Source organism: Frigoribacterium sp. CFBP 13729, assembly GCF_014841875.1.
GTDB lineage: Bacteria > Actinomycetota > Actinomycetes > Actinomycetales > Microbacteriaceae > Frigoribacterium.
This window is the reverse complement of record NZ_JACYUR010000001.1, coordinates 985,403-1,002,075: the sequence shown is the minus strand read 5'-3', so window position 1 is coordinate 1,002,075 and position 16,673 is coordinate 985,403. Positions and strand designations below refer to the sequence as shown.

Here is a 16,673-nt window from a genome sequence, read left to right as displayed (position 1 = left end):
GTGTCGGGCAGCACCTTGGAGGACATCTTGACTACAACTGCGCGTAGGGCCGCTTTCAGCGGCCTCGCCCTGGCGAGCACCGTCGCCATCCTGGCCGGCTGTGCCTCGGCCCCCGAGAGCGACGGCGCCTCGGGTGGGTCCGCGTCCAGCGACTTCGTGCCCTGCATGGTCTCCGACGCCGGCGGCTTCGATGACAAGTCGTTCAACCAGCTCGGCTTCGAGGGCCTCAACGAGGCGGCCGACGCCCTCGGTGCGACGCCCAAGACGGTCGAGTCCGCCGACGAGACGGTCTACGACGCCAACCTGTCGAACCTCGCCGACCAGGGCTGCAACCTCATCGTGACGGTCGGCTTCGCGCTGTCCGACGCCACGGGGACCGCCGCCGCGGCCAACCCGGAGATCGACTACGCGACCATCGACGACTCCGCACAGGACGCCGACAACATCCGCCCGATCACCTTCAACACCTCGGAGGCGGCGTTCCTGGCCGGCTACGCGGCGGCGAGCTACTCGAAGACCGGCACGGTCGGCACCTTCGGCGGCATGCAGTTCCCGACCGTCACCATCTTCATGGACGGCTTCGCGGACGGCGTCGAGTACTTCAACGAGCAGAAGAGCGCCGACGTCAAGGTCGTGGGCTGGGACGTCGCGTCGCAGACCGGCACCTTCACCGGCGGCTTCGAGGCCGGCACCACCGCGAAGCAGAGCGCGCAGACCCTGATCGACCAGGGCGCCGACGTGATCCTGCCGGTCGGCGGACCGATCTACCAGAGCGCCGCCGAGGCGATCCGCGACTCCGGCTCCGAGATCGTGCTCGTCGGTGCCGACTCCGACACCTACGAGACGGACAGTGCCAACAGCGACCTGTTCCTCACCTCGGTGCTCAAGGGCATCAAGCAGGCGACGGACGACGTCGTGACGCAGGCCGCGTCCGGCGACTTCACGAACGAGCCCTACGTCGGCACGCTCGAGAACGACGGCGTCGGCATCGCGCCGTTCCACGACTACGAGGACAAGGTCGACGCCGGCCTCTCGGACGAGCTGGACACCATCAAGGCGGGCATCATCGACGGCTCCATCACCGTCGAGTCGCCCTCGTCGCTGACGAACTGACACCAGTCCGCAGCACGTCAGGCATCGATTAGCATGGCCTGATCGAGGGCCCGGGCAGGACGGTCTCCACCGTTCGTCCCGGGCCCTTCCCACGCCTACACCGAGGTAGATTGACGAGATGAAGCTCGAGCTCAAGGGCATCACCAAGCGATTCGGCGCACTGACCGCCAACGACCACATCAGCCTCACCGTCGAGCCAGGAGAGATCCACGCTCTCCTGGGCGAGAACGGTGCCGGCAAGTCGACCCTGATGAACGTCCTCTACGGCCTGTACCAGGCCGACGAGGGCGAGATCCTGCTGGACGACGTCGTCCAGCAGTTCGCAGGACCCGGCGACGCCATGGCTGCCGGCATCGGCATGGTGCACCAGCACTTCATGCTCGTGCCCGTCTTCACCGTCGCCGAGAACGTCATGCTCGGCCACGAGGAGACCAAGGGCGGCGGTCGCCTCGACCTGGCGGCCGCGCGCGCCAAGGTGCGGGACATCTCCCGTCGCTTCGGCTTCGACATCGACCCCGACGCCGTCGTCGAGGAGCTCCCGGTCGGCGTCCAGCAGCGCGTCGAGATCGTCAAGGCGCTGTCGCGCGACGCGAAGGTGCTCGTCTTCGACGAGCCCACCGCCGTGCTGACCCCGCAGGAGACGGACGAGCTGATGGGCATCATGCGCCAGCTCCGCGACGCGGGCACCGGCATCGTGTTCATCACCCACAAGCTGCGCGAGGTGCGCGAGGTCGCGTCCCGGATCACGGTCATCCGCCTGGGCAAGGTCGTCGGCGAGGCCGAGCCCACCGCCAGCAACGCCGAGCTCGCCTCCCTCATGGTCGGCCGTGCCGTCGAGCTCACGGTCCAGAAGGGCCCCGCCGATCCCGGCGAGGCCGCCCTCGTCGTCGAGTCGCTCCGGGTGGTCGACCCGATCGGCCAGGTCGTCGTCGACGACGTCTCGTTCGAGGTGCGTCGCGGCGAGGTGCTCGCGATCGCGGGCGTCCAGGGCAACGGCCAGACCGAGCTGACGGAGGCGATCCTCGGGCTGCAGCCCCGGGTCCAGGGTCGCGTCTCCCTCGACGGCCACGACATCACCGGCCACAGCGTCCGTCGCGTGCTCGACGCGGGCGTCGGGTTCGTCCCGGAGGACCGCAACGAGGACGGCCTCGTCGGCGAGTTCACGGTCGCCGAGAACCTCATGCTCGACCGGTCGCAGTCCGGCCCCTTCGTGCGGCGCGGGTCGCTGCGGCTCGCCGAGCTCGCCGCGTTCGCCGTCGAGAAGGTCCGCGAGTTCGACATCCGCACCCAGGGCATCTCCACGCCGGCCGGCCGCCTCTCCGGCGGCAACCAGCAGAAGGTCGTCCTCGCCCGCGAGCTGAGCCGTGACCTGCGGCTCTTCGTCGCGGCTCAGCCGACGCGCGGCATCGACGTGGGGTCGATCGAGTTCGTCCACAAGCGCATCGTCGCGACCCGCGACTCGGGAGTGCCCGTCATCGTCGTCTCCACCGAGCTCGACGAGGTCGTCGCGCTGGCCGACCGCATCGCGGTCATGTACCGCGGCACGATCATCGGCATCGTCCCGGCCGACACCCCGCGCGACGTGCTCGGGCTCATGATGGCCGGCGAGGCCCCCCAGGCGAAGGAGACCGCGGCGTGAGCGACGCGACCACCACGACCACCCCGGCGCCCCAGGGCGCACCGACGGGCGGCGGCCTGGAGGCAGGCGACTCGCGCGGCTCGCGCCTGCTGCGCGAGATCACCACCGGCAACGCGGCGATCTCCGTGCTCGCCGTCGTGCTGGCCCTCGTCGTCTCGGGCCTCCTGATCGGCTTCACCGATCCCGACGTCCAGTCGACGACCGGCTACTTCTTCTCCCGCCCCTCCGACTTCTTCCAGGCCTTCTGGGCGTCGGTCGGCGGCTCCTACTCGTCCCTGTTCCAGGGAGCCGTCTACAACTTCCGGGTCGACGGCTTCGCGGCGGGCATCAGGCCCCTGACCGAGACGCTCAACTACGCGGTGCCGCTGATCGCGGCCGGTCTCGGCGTGGCGCTCGCGTTCCGCGTCGGCCTCTTCAACATCGGTGCGCGCGGCCAGATGCTGATCGCGGCGGGCGCGGCCGGCTGGGTCGGCTTCTCGTTCGACCTGCCCCTCGCCGTGCACCTCCCGCTCGCCCTGCTCGCGGGGATCGCGGGCGGCGCCGTCTGGGGCGGCATCGTCGGTCTCCTCAAGGCCCGCACCGGCGCGCACGAGGTGATCCTCACGATCATGCTCAACTACGTCGCCTTCTACCTGATCGCGTACGCGCTGCGCACCCCCGGCCTGCTCCAGGCGCCGGGCAGCCCGAACCCCAAGTCGCCGGCGACTCTCCCGAGCGCGATCCTCCCCGACCTGTTCGGCGCGCGGTACAACCTCAACTGGGGCTTCCTGCTGGTCATCGTGATCACCGCGGTCGTCTGGTGGCTCATCAACCGGTCGACGCTGGGCTTCCGCTTCCGAGCGGTCGGCGAGAACCCCCACGCGGCGCGCACCGCCGGCATGAACGTCAAGAACATCTACCTCTACGCGATGCTCATCTCCGGCGCCCTCGCCGGCGTGGCCGGGTCGACCCAGGTGCTCGGCACGCTCACCACCGGCTTCACGTCGGGCATCGACGCGGGCATCGGCTTCGACGCCATCACCGTCGCGCTCCTCGGCAGGTCACGCCCCTGGGGCGTCTTCGGCGCGGGGATCCTCTTCGGCGCCCTCAAGGCCGGCGGCTACTCCATGCAGGCGGCGAACGGCGTCCCCATCGACATCGTCCTCGTCGTCCAGTCCCTGATCGTGCTGTTCGTGGCGGCCCCGCCGCTCGTCCGCAGCATCTTCCGTCTGCCCGCGCCGGGAGCCCCCCGGGCTCCCCGCGGCTCGAAGAAGGAGGCGGTGGTCACCAAGTGAGCACCCTCACCCCCGACACGGCGGTCCCCGCCGCGCCGACCCCCGGCCTCAGCCGCACCGCCACGCGCAGCTACAAGGCGCCGATCGCCTTCGCGGTCTTCACCGTCGTCGCGGTCGTCCTGTTCGTCGTGAACCCGCGGGAGGGGTCGAGCACGTTCCGCCTCGCCACCGCGACCGACTTCTTCGCGCTGCCCGACGCCGTGCTGCCCTCGGCGGCCACGGGCGTCGCGCTCACGGTCGTGCTCGCGGTCGTGACCGTGCTGGCGTTCCTGCTCGCACGGCGTGCGCAGCGCGTGCCCATCTGGCTCGTCGCCGTCTTCGGCGTGCTCTTCCTCGTCGCCTTCCTGACCTGGACGAGTGCCGACGCCACGATCCCCGTCCCCGGCCTCCTCCTCGGGGCCCTCGCGCTCAGCACGCCGCTGATCTTCGGCGCCCTCGGCGGCGTCATCAGCGAGCGGGTCGGCGTCGTCAACGTCGCCATCGAGGGGCAGCTGCTCGCCGGCGCCTTCGTCTCGGCCGTCGTCGCGTCGGCGACCGGGTCCGCGTACGTGGGCCTCGCCTCCGCCATGGTGGCCGGCGTGCTCGTCTCGATGGTCCTGGCCGTCTTCAGCATCCGCTACATCGTCGACCAGGTGATCGTGGGCGTCGTGCTCAACGTGCTCGTCACGGGCCTGACGAGCTTCCTGTACTCGCAGGTCCTCACGAAGTCGGACGCCCTCAACCAGGGCGTCCGGTTCCCGCAGCTGCCGATCCCGGGGCTCAGCCAGATCCCGATCGTCGGGCCGGTGTTCTTCCGGCAGACGATCATCGTGTACCTGATGTACATCGCGATCGCCGTGGTGTTCTACGGGTTGTTCCGCACCCGCTGGGGCCTCCGCCTCCGTGCGGTCGGCGAGCACCCGCAGGCTGCGGACACCGTGGGCATCAAGGTCAACGCGACCCGCTTCTGGAACGTCTCGCTCGCGGGCGCCATCGCCGGTCTCGGCGGGGCCTACTTCACGCTCGGCTCGCTCGGCAACTTCCAGAAGGAGATGACGGCCGGCGCCGGCTTCATCGCCCTCGCGGCGGTCATCTTCGGCCGGTGGGACCCGATCAGGGCGACGCTCGCCGCGCTGCTGTTCGGCTTCGCCTCGAACCTGCAGAACGTGCTCGGCGCCATCGGGTCGCCCGTCCCGAGCGAGTTCATGCTCATGCTGCCCTACGTCGTCACGATCTTCGCCGTCGCCGGCCTCGTCGGCCAGTCCCGGGGCCCGGCCGCGTCCGGCAAGCCCTACGTCAAGTCGTGAGCGCCGCCGAGACGACGGACTGGGAGGCGCTCCGTCAGGCCGCCCGGGACGCGATGACCAAGGCGTACGTGCCGTACTCGGGGTTCCCGGTGGGGGCCGCCGCGCTCACCGCCGACGGCCGTCTCGTCACCGGCTGCAACATCGAGAACGCGTCGTACGGCATCACCCTCTGCGCCGAGTGCTCGCTCGTCACCGACCTCGTCATGGGAGGCGGCGGCCAGCTCGTCGCGTTCGCCTGCGTCGACGGCAACGGCGGCGTCCTGATGCCCTGCGGCCGCTGCCGCCAGCTGCTCTACGAGCACTCGCACGAGACGATGGTGCTCGACACCGTCTCCGGCCTCAAGACCATCGACGAGGTGATCCCGGACGCGTTCGGGCCCCGTCAACTCGAGCAGTACCGCGACTCGCAGTCGTAGCTAGGAGCACCACCATGACCACCACCACAGCAGCCGTCGAGCCCTTCGACACCGTCGACCTCATCCGGGTGAAGCGTCGCGGCGACGCCCTCGAGACCCCCCAGATCGACTGGCTGATCGACGCGTACACGCGCGGGTACGTCGCCGACGAGCAGATGGCCGCGCTCACGATGGCGATCTTCCTCAACGGCATGGAGCGCCGCGAGATCCGCGACATGACGCTGGCGATGATCCGCAGCGGCGAGACCATGGACTTCACGGGCCTCGGCAAGACGACGGTCGACAAGCACTCGACCGGGGGAGTGGGCGACAAGATCACCCTTCCCCTCGCGCCCTTGGTCGCCTCCTTCGGGGTCGCCGTCCCCCAGCTCTCGGGCCGCGGCCTCGGGCACACGGGCGGCACGCTCGACAAGCTCGAGTCGATCCCCGGCTGGCAGGCGTCGATCTCGAACGAGCGCATGCGCGAGATCATGGCCGACTCGGGCGCGGTCGTCTGCGCCGCCGGCTCGGGCCTCGCCCCCGCCGACGGCAAGCTCTACGCGCTCCGCGACATCACCGGGACGGTGGAGGCGATCCCGCTGATCGCGTCGTCGATCATGAGCAAGAAGATCGCGGAGGGCACGGCCGCGCTCGTGCTCGACGTCAAGTTCGGCTCGGGCGCCTTCATCCAGGACATCGAGCAGTCGCGCCTGCTGGCGCAGACCATGGTCGACCTCGGCAAGGACGCGGGCGTCGCGACGACCGCCCTGCTCACCGACATGAACGTCCCCCTCGGCCTCACGATCGGCAACGCGCTCGAGGTGCGCGAGTCGGTCGAGACCCTCGCCGGAGGCGGTCCGTCCGACATCCGGGAGCTCACGGTCGCGCTCGCCCGCGAGATGCTCACGCTGGCGGGTCAGCCCGACGCCGACGTCGAGGCCGCCCTCGACGACGGCCGGGCGATGGACGCCTGGAAGACCATGATCAGGGCCCAGGGCGGCGACCCCGACGCGGCCCTGCCCACCGCCCGCGAGACGCACGTCGTCACCGCGGCGCGCACCGGCTTCGTCACCGACCAGCAGGCGCTGCCCTTCGGCATCGGTGCCTGGCGCCTCGGCGCCGGCCGGGCGCGCAAGCAGGACCCGGTGCAGGCCGCCGCCGGCATCGAGCTGCACGCCAAGCTCGGCGACGCCGTCGTCGAGGGGCAGCCGCTCTTCACCCTGCACGCCGACGAGCCTGCCCGCTTCGAGCGTGCGCTCGAGGCCGTCGAGGGCGCCTGGACCATCGGCGACGAACGCGTCGAGCGCGGTCCCCTGGTCGCCGGCCGCGTGTCCTGACCCCCAGGCGGCGACCCCCAGCGGCGTGACGGTCGGCGGCGGTAGCCTTGTCCCATGAGCGCACCGGACAAGGACTACCGCCTGCCTGACGGCGGACCCCGCATCGCCCCCCTGCCGAAGGTGTCGTTGCACGACCACCTCGACGGCGGGCTGCGGCCCCAGACCATCGTCGAGCTGGCCGACGAGATCGGCTACGAGCTGCCCGTCACGGGCGGGGCTGACGAGCTGGGGCGCTGGTTCGTCGACAGCGCCGACTCCGGCAACCTGCCCGACTACCTGAAGACGTTCGACGTCACGACCGCGGTCATGCAGACCGAGGCCGGCCTCGAGCGGGTGGCCCGCGAGTTCGTGCTCGACCTGGCCGCCGACGGCGTCGTCCACGGCGAGGTCCGCTGGGCTCCCGAGCAGCACCTGCAGGGCGGACTGAGCCTCGACCAGACCGTCGAGGCGGTCCAGCGCGGCATCGAGCAGGCGATCGACCAGCTCGACGGCGAGGGCCACGTCATCTCCGTCGGCCAGCTGGTCACCGCGATGCGGCACGCCGACCGCGGCCTCGAGATCGCGCAGCTGGCGATCAAGCACCGCGAGGCAGGCGTGATCGGGTTCGACATCGCCGGGGCCGAGGCGGGGTTCCCCGCGTCGAACCAGCGGCCGGCCTTCGACCTGCTGGCCCGTGAGTTCATGCCGGTCACCGTGCACGCCGGCGAGGCCGACGGCCTCGAGAGCATCCGCAGCGCGCTCCTCGACGGCCGGGCCCTCCGCCTCGGGCACGGCGTCCGCCTCGCCGAGGACATCCGGGTCGTCGCGTCCGCGGGCGACCAGACGACGGTCGAGCTCGGCCCGATCGCCGCGTGGGTCCGCGACCGCGAGATCGCCCTCGAGCTCTCGCCGCAGTCGAACCTCCAGACCGGCGCGATCGCCGCGTGGGGCCGCGACCTCGACGACCACCCGTTCGACCTGCTCTACCAGCTCGGCTACTGCGTCACGGTCAACACCGACAACCGCTTGATGAGCGACACCAGCCTCACGAAAGAGCTGGCGCTGCTCGCCCAGGCGTTCGACTACGGCGTGTCCGACCTCGAGACGTTCCAGCTCAACGCCGCGGCGTCGAGCTTCCTGCCCCTCGAGGACCGCGAGGCGCTGGCCGACCGCATCACGGCAGGCTTCGGGGAGGTCTGACCGTGGCGCTCCCGTCCCTGCCGGACTCGGCGGTCGTCATCGCCGCCGACGCCCCCGACTGGCGTGCCGCCGTCCTGCGGGCCGGCGACGCGCTCGTCGCCTCGGGCTCGACGCGCGACGGCTACGGCGACGAGATGGTCCGCATGATCGAGGAGCACGGCCCGTACGTCGTCATCGCGCCCGGTCTCGTGCTGGCGCACGCCCGCCCCGACGAGAGCGTCCTGCAGGACGGCCTCGCGGTGGTGACCCTCGCCGAGCCGGTGCCCTTCGGCCACCCGCACAACGACCCCGTGAACGTCGTCCTCGGCCTCGCGGTGGAGTCCGTGGGCGGCCACCTCGAGTCCATCGCCGACCTGGCGAACGTCTTCAACGACTCCACGGTGATCCCGGCGCTGGCGGCCGCCACGAGCGCCGACGAGGTCCGTCGGCTGATGGGGATGACCGCATGAAGATCGTGACCATCTGCGGCGCCGGCATCGGCAGCAGCGGGATCCTCAAGGTCAACGCCGAGCGCGTCCTGGCGCGGCTCGACATCGAGGCCGACGTGGTCGCCGCCGACGTCGCCTCCATCGGCACGGTCGCGGACGACGCCCAGGTGATCCTCACGTCGCAGGAGTTCGTCGAGGCGATCGGGGCGACCTTCGCGGACGTCATCGTCATCCAGAACCACTTCGACCAGGCCGAGCTCACCGAGAAGCTGCAGCGCTCGCTCGGCTGAGCAGGGGCGCCCACCTGGGCACACCACGAGGAGGGGCCAGGACGCACGACGTGCGACCTGGCCCCTCCTGTGGTCCGCGGGCCTGCCGGCCCGCGGTCTCGGTCAGCTCAGCAGCTCGCGCATCCCCGCGTCGAGGTCGGCGACGGCCGCCTCGGCGGCGACGCGGCGGTCGCGAGCGTCGCCCTCGGTGCTGGAGGCGTCGATGTAGACCTTGAGCTTGGGCTCGGTGCCGCTGGGGCGCACGATGACCCGCGATCCGTCGGTGAACCAGTACCGCAGCACGTCGCCGGCGGGGAACCCGCCGAAGCCGTCGCGGAAGTCGTCGACACGGTCGACGCGATGCGAGCCCACGGTCGCGGGAGGCGCCTCCCGCAGGCGGCTCGTCAGCCGGCCGATCTCGGCGAGGTCGTCCACCCGAAGCGAGATCTGCGACGACGCGTACGCCCCGAAGCGCTCGTCGAAGGCGACGAGGTGCTCGGCGACGGTCGAGCCGGCGGCGGTGAGCTCGGTCGCCAGCGCGAGGAAGTCGACGGCCGCGGAGATGCCGTCCTTGTCGCGGACCTTCTCGGGGTCGACGAGGTAGCCGAGGGCCTCCTCGTAGCCGTACAGCAGCCCACCCACGCGGGAGACCCACTTGAAGCCGGTGAGGGTGTCGACGTAGTCCAGGTCGTAGCGGCGGGCGACCTCGCGGAGGGCCGGCGACGAGACGATGCTCGCGGCGAGGGTGCCGTCGACGTCGTCCCGCCGGGCGCGCTCTGCGGCGCGCCAACCGAGCAGCGCGCCGACCTCGTTGCCCGAGAGGCGGCGCCAGCCGTTGACCGTCGGCACGGCGACGGCGAGCCGGTCGGCGTCGGGGTCGTTGGCGATCACCAGGTCGGCCGAGACGCGGTCGGCGGTGGCGAAGGCGAGGTCGAGCGCGCCCGGCTCCTCGGGGTTGGGGAACGCCACGGTCGGGAAGTCGGGGTCCGGCGCGGACTGCTCGGCGACGGGGATCGGCTCGACGAAGCCGGCCTGGGCGAAGACCCGACGGGCGACCTCCCACCCGACGCCGTGCATCGCCGTGTAGACGACGCGGGGCTGCGTGCCGGAGGCGGCGGTGCCGGCGAGCGCGGCCGTGCGGCGGACGTACTCGCCGACGAGGTCGTCGCCGGCCTCGGACCAGTCGTCCGACCGGGGCAGCTCGCTGACGGGGCGGGTGGCCGCGTCGTCGATGTGGGCCGCGATCTCGGCGTCGACCGGCGCGACGATCTGCGACCCCGCGTCGACCCCGCCGAGGTACACCTTGTAGCCGTTGTCCCGTGCGGGGTTGTGGCTCGCGGTCACCATGACCCCGGCGCTGACGTCGAGGTGGCGGACGGCGAAGGCCAGCACGGGCGTGGGCAGGGCGCGGGGGAGGATCGTCGTGCGGACGCCGGCCGCGGCCATGATCTCGGCCGTGTCCCGGGCGAAGACGGCGCTGTTCTTGCGCCCGTCGTAGCCGATCACGATCGAGGGAGCGCTCTCGCGCCCCGTGAGGAACGCCGCGAACCCGGCCGCGGCCTGGGCGACGAGCACGCGGTTCATCCGTGCCGAGCCGGCTCCGAGGGCACCGCGGAGCCCGGCGGTGCCGAAGGCGAGGCGCGAGTCGAAGCGGTCGTGCAGGTCGGCCAGGGCGGCGGCGTCGCCGGACTCGACCGCCGCGAGGACGGCGTCGAGCTCGTCGCGCGTCTCGGCGTCCGGGTCCTGGTCACGCCACGAGCGGGCGGCGGCGACCAGCGCCGTCTCGTCGACCCGTGCCGCATGGTCGGTCACAGGGCCGCCACGATGCGAGCCAGCAGCTGGCTGATGGCGGCCTCGGCGTCCTTGCCTGCCTGCAGCACCTCCTGGTGGCTCAGCGGCGTCTTCTGGATGCCGGCGGCGAGGTTCGTGATGAGCGACATGCCGAGCACCTCCATGCCGGCCTCGCGGGCGGCGATGGCCTCGAGAGCGGTCGACATGCCCACGATGTGGCCGCCCATGGCCTTGGCCATCTGGACCTCGGCGGGCGTCTCGTAGTGCGGCCCGCGGAACTGCGTGTAGACGCCCTCGTCGAGGGTCGGGTCGATGCCCTTGGCGAGCTCGCGCAGACGCGCCGAGTAGAGGTCGGTGAGGTCGATGAAGGTGGCGCCCTCGAGGGGGCTGTCCGCCGTGAGGTTGATGTGGTCGCTGATCAGGACGGGGCTGCCGGGCGTCCACGTCTCCTTGATGCCGCCGGCGCCGTTCGTGAGGATCATCGTGCGGGCGCCCGTGGCGGCGGCGGTGCGGACGCTGTGCACGACGCGGCGGACGCCGTGGCCCTCGTAGTAGTGCGTGCGGGCACCGATGACGAGGGCGTTCTTCCCGCTCGGCAGCGCGATGCTGCGGATCGAGCCCGTGTGGCCGACGACCGCCGAGGCGCTGAAGCCCGTGATCTCGGTCGCCGGGATCTCGGCGGTGGTCTCGCCGATCAGGTCGGCGGCCTTCGCCCAGCCGCTGCCCAGGGTGAGGGCGACGTCGTGGTGGGCTACGCCGGTCGCCTCGGCGATCTGGGCGGCGGCGGTGCGGGCGACCTCGAAGGGGTCGGCGGCACCGTCGAGGGGGTGCGTGGGTGTCTCGGACATGCCGTCCACTCTAGGTCCCGCGCCCCGGCTCGCCTCTTCGCCTCCCCCTCCTCATTCAGGAACTTCCTGCCTGATCCGTGCGGTGGGGGGAACCGTGTTCCTGACTCGTGCACTGTTCAGGAAGCCCGGACCGTCAGGTCCTGAATACTGCGCGTCCAAGGGGCGTCGTGGTCGTCCCTGCACCGGCACCGGGCGTCTCACGGGCTTCCACAAGGAAGTCGAGGAGGTGCGGGCCGGGACCCGGACACCGGTGACGATGCCGCGATGGACCTCTCGCAGACGCTGGCCGCGTTCGGCGGCATCGCGACCCGCCGCCAGCTCCTCGCGAGCGGGCACAGCGGAGGGGACCTGACGACGGCGGTGCAGCGGGGCGAGGTCCGCCGGGCCCGTCACGGTCACTACGCGAGACTCGACGCAGCCACGGACGCAGTCGCCGCCGTCCGTCTCGGCGGGCGCCTAGCGGGTCCGTCCGCCGCTTCCGTGCACGGGCTCTGGGCGGGGTACGACCGTCGTCTGCACGTCTCCGTTCCCCGCAACGCGTCGCGCCTCAGGGACGCGCGCCGGGCCACACCGGGGGGAGGAGCAGCGCCAAGGTCCGCCGACGACTCGGTGGTGGTCCACTGGACCGACACCGAGCCCCTCGACCTGAGCGAGCCGTGCTGGCTGTCGCCGGTCGTCGTCTGCCTCCGCCAGATGGTCGCGTGGTGCGACGAGATGACGGCGGTCGCCTGCGTCGACACGGCCCTGCAGGCCTCGCTCGTCGGTCTCGACGAGCTCACGGCAGGTCTGGAGGGCCACGGTCCACGGGCGCGGGCCGTGCTCCGGAGGTGCCGTCCGGGGTCGGACTCGGGAGTCGAGTCGATCGTGCGACAGGCCCTCGCCGCGAGGGGTGTCGAGGTCGAGCAACAGGTCGTGGTGACGTCGGTCGGCCCGAGCGACATGCGCCTGCGAGGTCGTCGCGGGCAGGCGCTCCGCGCGCTGGTGGAACTGGACGGTTTCGCTTTCCACTCGCGGCGGGACGCGTTCGACCGGGACCGGAGGAAGGACGCGGAAGCCGCATCGGCCGGCTACACGACCCTGCGGTTCAGCGCCGACCAGATCGAACGTGACCTCGGGGAGGTCATCGACACGATCGTCCGCGTTCGCGACGCGCATGATGCCGGAAAGGACGAGCCGAAATTCCTGAGCCGTGCACGGTTCAGGACGATCTGACCCCTTCTTGCGAGGATCAAGACAGATCTTCCTGAATGAGGAGGGGGAAGGGGCGCGGGCTAGTCGATGCTGAGGAGGACGTGGCCCGACGAGACCGTCTCGCCCACGGCGGCCGAGATGCCCGACACGACCCCGTCGCGGTGGGCTGCGACCGGCTGCTCCATCTTCATGGCCTCGAGCACGAGCACGAGGTCGCCCTTGACGACCTGCTGGCCCTCCTCGACCGCGAGCTTGACGACGGTCGCCTGCATGGGCGACTTCACCTCGGCACCCGTGGCGGTGACCACGGCGCCGCGACCGGAGCCGCGGCGGCGGGGGGCAGCCGCAGGAGGCGCGGTGCGCGCACCGAGACCGGCGGGCAACGAGACCTCGACGCGCTTGCCGCCGACCTCGACCACGACGGTGGTGCGCTGGTCGTCGGGGCGAGGAGCCTCGGCCTCGCCGCTCCACGCGGGGATGTCGTTGACGAAGTCGGTCTCGATCCAGCGGGTGTAGATCGAGAACGGCTCGTCGCCGGCGGGCGCGAAGGCAGGGTCGCGCACGATCGCGCGGTGGAACGGCAGCACGGTCGGCAGGCCCGCCACCTCGAACTCGTCGAGGGCGCGGCGGGAGCGCTCGAGCGCGTCCTCGCGGGAGGAGCCGGTGACGATCAGCTTGGCGAGCAGCGAGTCGAACGAGCCGCTGATCTCGTCGCCGGCCTGGACGCCGCTGTCGACGCGGACGCCGGGGCCGCCCGGCGCCTTGAAGACGTGCACGGGGCCGGGGGCGGGCATGAAGCCGCGGCCCGCGTCCTCGCCGTTGATGCGGAACTCGAACGAGTGGCCGCGGGGCTCGGGGTCGCCGTACTCGAGCACGCCGCCCTCGGCCAGGCGGAACTGCTCGCGGACGAGGTCGATGCCGGTGACCTCCTCCGAGACGGGGTGCTCGACCTGGAGGCGGGTGTTGACCTCGAGGAACGACACCGTCCCGTCCTTGCCGATCAGGAACTCGCAGGTGCCCGCGCCGACGTAGCCGACCTCGCGGAGGATCGCCTTGGACGACTCGTAGAGCGCGGTGGTCTGCGCCTCCGTCAGGAACGGGGCGGGCGCCTCCTCGACGAGCTTCTGGTGACGGCGCTGCAGCGAGCAGTCGCGCGTCGACACGACGACGACGTTGCCGTGCGCATCGGCGAGGCACTGGGTCTCGACGTGGCGGGGCTGGTCGAGGTACTTCTCGACGAAGCACTCGCCGCGGCCGAAGGCGGCGACGGCCTCGCGGACGGCCGAGTCGAACATCTCGGGCACCTCGTCGCGGGTGCGGGCGACCTTGAGGCCGCGTCCGCCGCCGCCGAAGGCCGCCTTGATGGCGACGGGCAGGCCGTGCTGGTCGACGAAGTCGAGCACCTCGTCGGCGCCCGAGACGGGGTTGAGGGTGCCGGGTGCGAGCGGTGCGCCGACCCGCTCGGCGATGTGCCGGGCGCTGACCTTGTCGCCGAGCTGCTCGATCGCCTCGGGGGAGGGGCCGATCCAGACGAGCCCCGCAGCGGTCACGGCGCGGGCGAAGTCGGCGTTCTCGGCGAGGAACCCGTAGCCGGGGTGCACGGCGTCGGCCCCCGAGCGGCGGGCGACCGAGAGGATCTTGTCGATGACGAGGTAGGTCTCGGCGCTCGTGGTGCCGCCCAGCGCGTAGGCCTCGTCGGCGAGGCGGGCGTGCTGCGCGTCCCTGTCCTGGTCGGCGTAGACGGCGACGCTGCCGATCCCGCTGTCGCGCGCTGCGCGGACGACCCGGACCGCGATCTCTCCACGGTTGGCGATGAGGACCTTGCTGATGGACGGCATAGTTCCCCACCCTATTGCGCCGCCCGCAGCCTCCTTTGGCTGACGTGCACGAAAACACGCAGGAGGCGCGTGAGGATTGCTACAAAGCGCCGGAGGTCGGCGTCGTCCACAGCTCGTGCCACGACACCCCGAAGCCGCGCACCAGCGAGCGCAGCACCGGCACCGACAGGCCGACGACGGCGCTCGGCGTGCCCTCGATGTGGGTGATGAACGCGGAGGCGCGGCCGTCGATGGTGAAGGCGCCCGCGACCTCGAGCGGCTCGCCGGTCTCGACGTAGGCGGCGAGCTCGGCCGGCTCGAGGTCGTCGGCGAAGACCAGGTCGGCGCTGGCGACGGCGCCTGTTCCGCCCGACGGGAACGAGGCGTCGGCGCGGGGCGAGCCGCCGCGGTGGTCGATCAGCCAGTGCCCCGACCAGAGGGTGCCCCGGCCGACCTCGGCCATGCGTCGCCAGCGATCGAGGGCGAGGGCCGGCTCGTGCGGCTTGCCGTGCACCTCGCCGTCGAACTCGAACGCGCTGTCGCCGCCGAGGACGAGGCCGTCGAGCGGTCGCCCGTCGACGGTCACGTCGAGGACGGCCTCCGCCTTCGCCCTGGCCAGGAGCGAGACGGTCTCGGAGGCGGTGAGGGCTCGGCCCGCCGCCTCCTCGGCCCGGGCGACCGCCGCCTCCTCGTCGACGCCCGGGCTGATCAGCACCGGCTCGACGCCCGCGGCCCGCAGCAGCGCGAGGCGTGCGGGGGAGGTGCTGGCCAGGTAGAGGGGAACGGTCATGTCCGCCAGCCTGGCAGACTCGGAGCATGGGAGACATGCTGGGCCGCGAGGTCGAACTGGACGTGACCGGGATCGCACACGGGGGCATCTCGGTGGCGCGCCTCGACGGGCGGGTCGTGTTCGTGTCGGACACGCTGCCGGGCGAGAAGGTGCTCGCGCGCGTGACCGACGACCGCAAGAAGTCGTTCTGGCGGGCCGAGACCGTCTCGGTCGTCGAGGCCAGCCCGCACCGACGGGAGCACGTCTGGTCGGCGGCGTCCGTCGACCGCGCTCCCGAGGACCGCGCGGGCGGCGCCGAGTTCGGGCACATCGAGCTGGGCCACCAGCGCGAGCTCAAGTCGCAGGTGGTCCGCGACGCCCTCACGAGGACGGGCGGGCTGCCCGACGAGCAGGCGACCGTCAGTGTCGAGGCCCTGCCCGGCGACGACGAGCGCGGAGGGACCGGCTGGCGCACCCGGGTGCGCCTGCACCTCGACGCCGAGGGGCGCCCCGGGCAGTACGCCGCCCGGTCGCACCGCGTCGTGCGGGTCGCCGACCTGCCCCTCGCGACCCCCGAGGTCGCCGAGGCCGCTCCGCTCGCCGACGCGTTCCCCGGCGAGGAGCACGTCGACGTGCTGGCGCCGAGCACGGGAGGAGCCCGCCTGATCATCGGCGGCCAGGCGCCCAGCACGGTCACCGAGGTGGTCGGCGACCGCACGTTCCAGCTCGACGACGGCGGCTTCTGGCAGGTGCACCGCCACGCCGCCGCGACGCTGACCGCCGCCGTCCAGCAGATGGTCGACGCCGAGCGCTTCGAGCCCGGCGCGGCCAACCTCGACCTCTACGGCGGCGTGGGGCTCCTCGCGGCCGCCGTGGGCGACGCGTTCGGCAGCCGCGTGCGCATCACCAGCGTCGAGAGCGACGAGCGCGCGACCGAGCACGCGTCCGAGAACCTGGCCGACTGGCTCGGCGCCTCGGCCGTCACCGGCCGGGTCGACCGGTGGGTGCGCCAGGCCGCCGCCCAGGCGACCTCGGCCGAGCGCGACCGCTTCCGCTCAGCCACCGTCGTCCTCGACCCGCCGCGCTCGGGGGCCGGTCGACCCGTGGTCGACGGCATCGCGCAACTCACCCCGGCGCAGGTCGTCTACGTCGCCTGCGACCCGGTCGCCCTCGCCCGTGACCTCGCGCTGTTCCGCGACCACGGGTACGACGTCGACGCGATCAGGGCCTTCGACCTGTTCCCCAGCACGCACCACGTCGAGACGGTGGTCCGGCTGCTCCGTCGGTGACTCCCCGTCACGTTACGATGACGACGTTGACGACCCGGGATTCAGGGA

The 16,673-nt window shown here is 72.0% G+C and carries 15 protein-coding genes; 11 read left to right on the top strand and 4 right to left on the bottom strand.

The genetic code is table 11. From position 1 onward, the window contains the following. Positions 1–27 precede the first annotated feature (27 nt). The 9 genes from IFT77_RS04465 to IFT77_RS04425 all read left to right on the top strand — a co-directional run bounded on the left by IFT77_RS04465 (position 28) and on the right by IFT77_RS04425 (position 8,941). Positions 28–1,113 (top strand): BMP family protein, encoded by a 1,086-nt coding sequence (locus tag IFT77_RS04465; RefSeq protein ID WP_192042092.1) that lies wholly within the window; start codon positions 28–30, stop codon positions 1,111–1,113. Positions 1,114–1,231: 118 nt separating this feature from the next. Continuing rightward, positions 1,232–2,752 carry an ABC transporter ATP-binding protein gene (locus IFT77_RS04460; protein WP_192169298.1) on the top strand — a complete coding sequence of 507 codons (1,521 nt, stop codon included), beginning with the start codon at positions 1,232–1,234 and terminating at the stop codon, positions 2,750–2,752. Continuing rightward, entirely contained in the window at positions 2,749–4,026 is a 1,278-nt protein-coding gene (locus IFT77_RS16720; RefSeq protein ID WP_192042090.1) for an ABC transporter permease, read from the top strand. Before IFT77_RS04460 ends, IFT77_RS16720 begins: the two co-directional genes overlap by 4 nt. Then, entirely contained in the window at positions 4,023–5,312 is a 1,290-nt protein-coding gene (locus IFT77_RS04450; protein ID WP_192042089.1) for an ABC transporter permease, read from the top strand. The genes IFT77_RS16720 and IFT77_RS04450 overlap by 4 nt, the downstream gene beginning before the upstream one ends. Continuing rightward, a complete protein-coding gene (locus IFT77_RS04445) occupies positions 5,309–5,728 on the top strand; it encodes a cytidine deaminase (protein WP_371740923.1) in 420 nt (139 codons plus the stop codon). Before IFT77_RS04450 ends, IFT77_RS04445 begins: the two co-directional genes overlap by 4 nt. A gap of 14 nt (positions 5,729–5,742) precedes the next feature. Then, the gene (locus IFT77_RS04440; RefSeq protein ID WP_192169297.1) at positions 5,743–7,044 is read left to right on the top strand and encodes a thymidine phosphorylase; all 1,302 of its coding nucleotides are present in this window, start codon (positions 5,743–5,745) and stop codon (positions 7,042–7,044) included. 54 nt (positions 7,045–7,098) lie between these two features. Next, positions 7,099–8,223, top strand: coding sequence for an adenosine deaminase (locus IFT77_RS04435; protein WP_192042087.1), 1,125 nt, complete (start codon positions 7,099–7,101; stop codon positions 8,221–8,223). A 2-nt stretch (positions 8,224–8,225) separates the two neighbouring features. Next, on the top strand, positions 8,226–8,672 hold the full coding sequence (locus IFT77_RS04430; RefSeq protein WP_192042086.1) for a PTS sugar transporter subunit IIA: 447 nt from the start codon (positions 8,226–8,228) through the stop codon (positions 8,670–8,672). Further along, a complete protein-coding gene (locus IFT77_RS04425; protein WP_123546558.1) occupies positions 8,669–8,941 on the top strand; it encodes a PTS sugar transporter subunit IIB in 273 nt (90 codons plus the stop codon). The genes IFT77_RS04430 and IFT77_RS04425 overlap by 4 nt, the downstream gene beginning before the upstream one ends. A gap of 102 nt (positions 8,942–9,043) precedes the next feature. On the opposite strand, the gene IFT77_RS04420 is transcribed toward IFT77_RS04425, so the two are convergent. Further along, positions 9,044–10,732: a phospho-sugar mutase gene (locus IFT77_RS04420; protein ID WP_192042085.1), complete on the bottom strand. Its 1,689-nt coding sequence runs from the start codon at positions 10,730–10,732 to the stop codon at positions 9,044–9,046. Beyond that, positions 10,729–11,559, bottom strand: coding sequence for a purine-nucleoside phosphorylase (locus IFT77_RS04415; protein WP_123546556.1), 831 nt, complete (start codon positions 11,557–11,559; stop codon positions 10,729–10,731). The genes IFT77_RS04420 and IFT77_RS04415 overlap by 4 nt, the downstream gene beginning before the upstream one ends. A 693-nt stretch (positions 11,560–12,252) precedes the next feature. Here IFT77_RS04415 and IFT77_RS04410 point away from each other — a divergent pair. Further along, the gene (locus tag IFT77_RS04410; RefSeq protein ID WP_192169296.1) at positions 12,253–12,771 is read left to right on the top strand and encodes a DUF559 domain-containing protein; all 519 of its coding nucleotides are present in this window, start codon (positions 12,253–12,255) and stop codon (positions 12,769–12,771) included. 59 nt (positions 12,772–12,830) lie between these two features. On the opposite strand, the gene IFT77_RS04405 is transcribed toward IFT77_RS04410, so the two are convergent. Both IFT77_RS04405 and IFT77_RS04400 read right to left on the bottom strand, forming a co-directional pair. Next, positions 12,831–14,588, bottom strand: a complete 1,758-nt coding sequence (locus tag IFT77_RS04405; RefSeq protein WP_123546555.1) for a biotin carboxylase N-terminal domain-containing protein — start codon at positions 14,586–14,588, stop codon at positions 12,831–12,833. A 79-nt stretch (positions 14,589–14,667) separates the two neighbouring features. Further along, positions 14,668–15,357: a nucleoside triphosphate pyrophosphatase gene (locus tag IFT77_RS04400; RefSeq protein WP_192042083.1), complete on the bottom strand. Its 690-nt coding sequence runs from the start codon at positions 15,355–15,357 to the stop codon at positions 14,668–14,670. A gap of 26 nt (positions 15,358–15,383) precedes the next feature. Here IFT77_RS04400 and IFT77_RS04395 point away from each other — a divergent pair, with 26 nt between their 5' ends. Next, positions 15,384–16,625, top strand: a complete 1,242-nt coding sequence (locus tag IFT77_RS04395; RefSeq protein ID WP_192042082.1) for a class I SAM-dependent RNA methyltransferase — start codon at positions 15,384–15,386, stop codon at positions 16,623–16,625. Positions 16,626–16,673: the final 48 nt, after the last annotated feature.

Excerpts from the sequence above, each read along its gene's own strand:
- IFT77_RS04460 (WP_192169298.1), top strand. The coding sequence starts at position 1,232 with ATGAAGCTCGAGCTCAAGGGCATCACCAAGCGATTCGGCGCACTGACC.
- IFT77_RS04440 (WP_192169297.1), top strand. The coding sequence starts at position 5,743 with ATGACCACCACCACAGCAGCCGTCGAGCCCTTCGACACCGTCGACCTC.
- IFT77_RS04435 (WP_192042087.1), top strand. The coding sequence starts at position 7,099 with ATGAGCGCACCGGACAAGGACTACCGCCTGCCTGACGGCGGACCCCGC.
- IFT77_RS04425 (WP_123546558.1), top strand. The coding sequence starts at position 8,669 with ATGAAGATCGTGACCATCTGCGGCGCCGGCATCGGCAGCAGCGGGATC.
- IFT77_RS04415 (WP_123546556.1), bottom strand. The coding sequence starts at position 11,559 with ATGTCCGAGACACCCACGCACCCCCTCGACGGTGCCGCCGACCCCTTC.
- IFT77_RS04410 (WP_192169296.1), top strand. The coding sequence starts at position 12,253 with ATGGTCGCGTGGTGCGACGAGATGACGGCGGTCGCCTGCGTCGACACG.
- IFT77_RS04405 (WP_123546555.1), bottom strand. The coding sequence starts at position 14,588 with ATGCCGTCCATCAGCAAGGTCCTCATCGCCAACCGTGGAGAGATCGCG.
- IFT77_RS04400 (WP_192042083.1), bottom strand. The coding sequence starts at position 15,357 with ATGACCGTTCCCCTCTACCTGGCCAGCACCTCCCCCGCACGCCTCGCG.
- IFT77_RS04395 (WP_192042082.1), top strand. The coding sequence starts at position 15,384 with ATGGGAGACATGCTGGGCCGCGAGGTCGAACTGGACGTGACCGGGATC.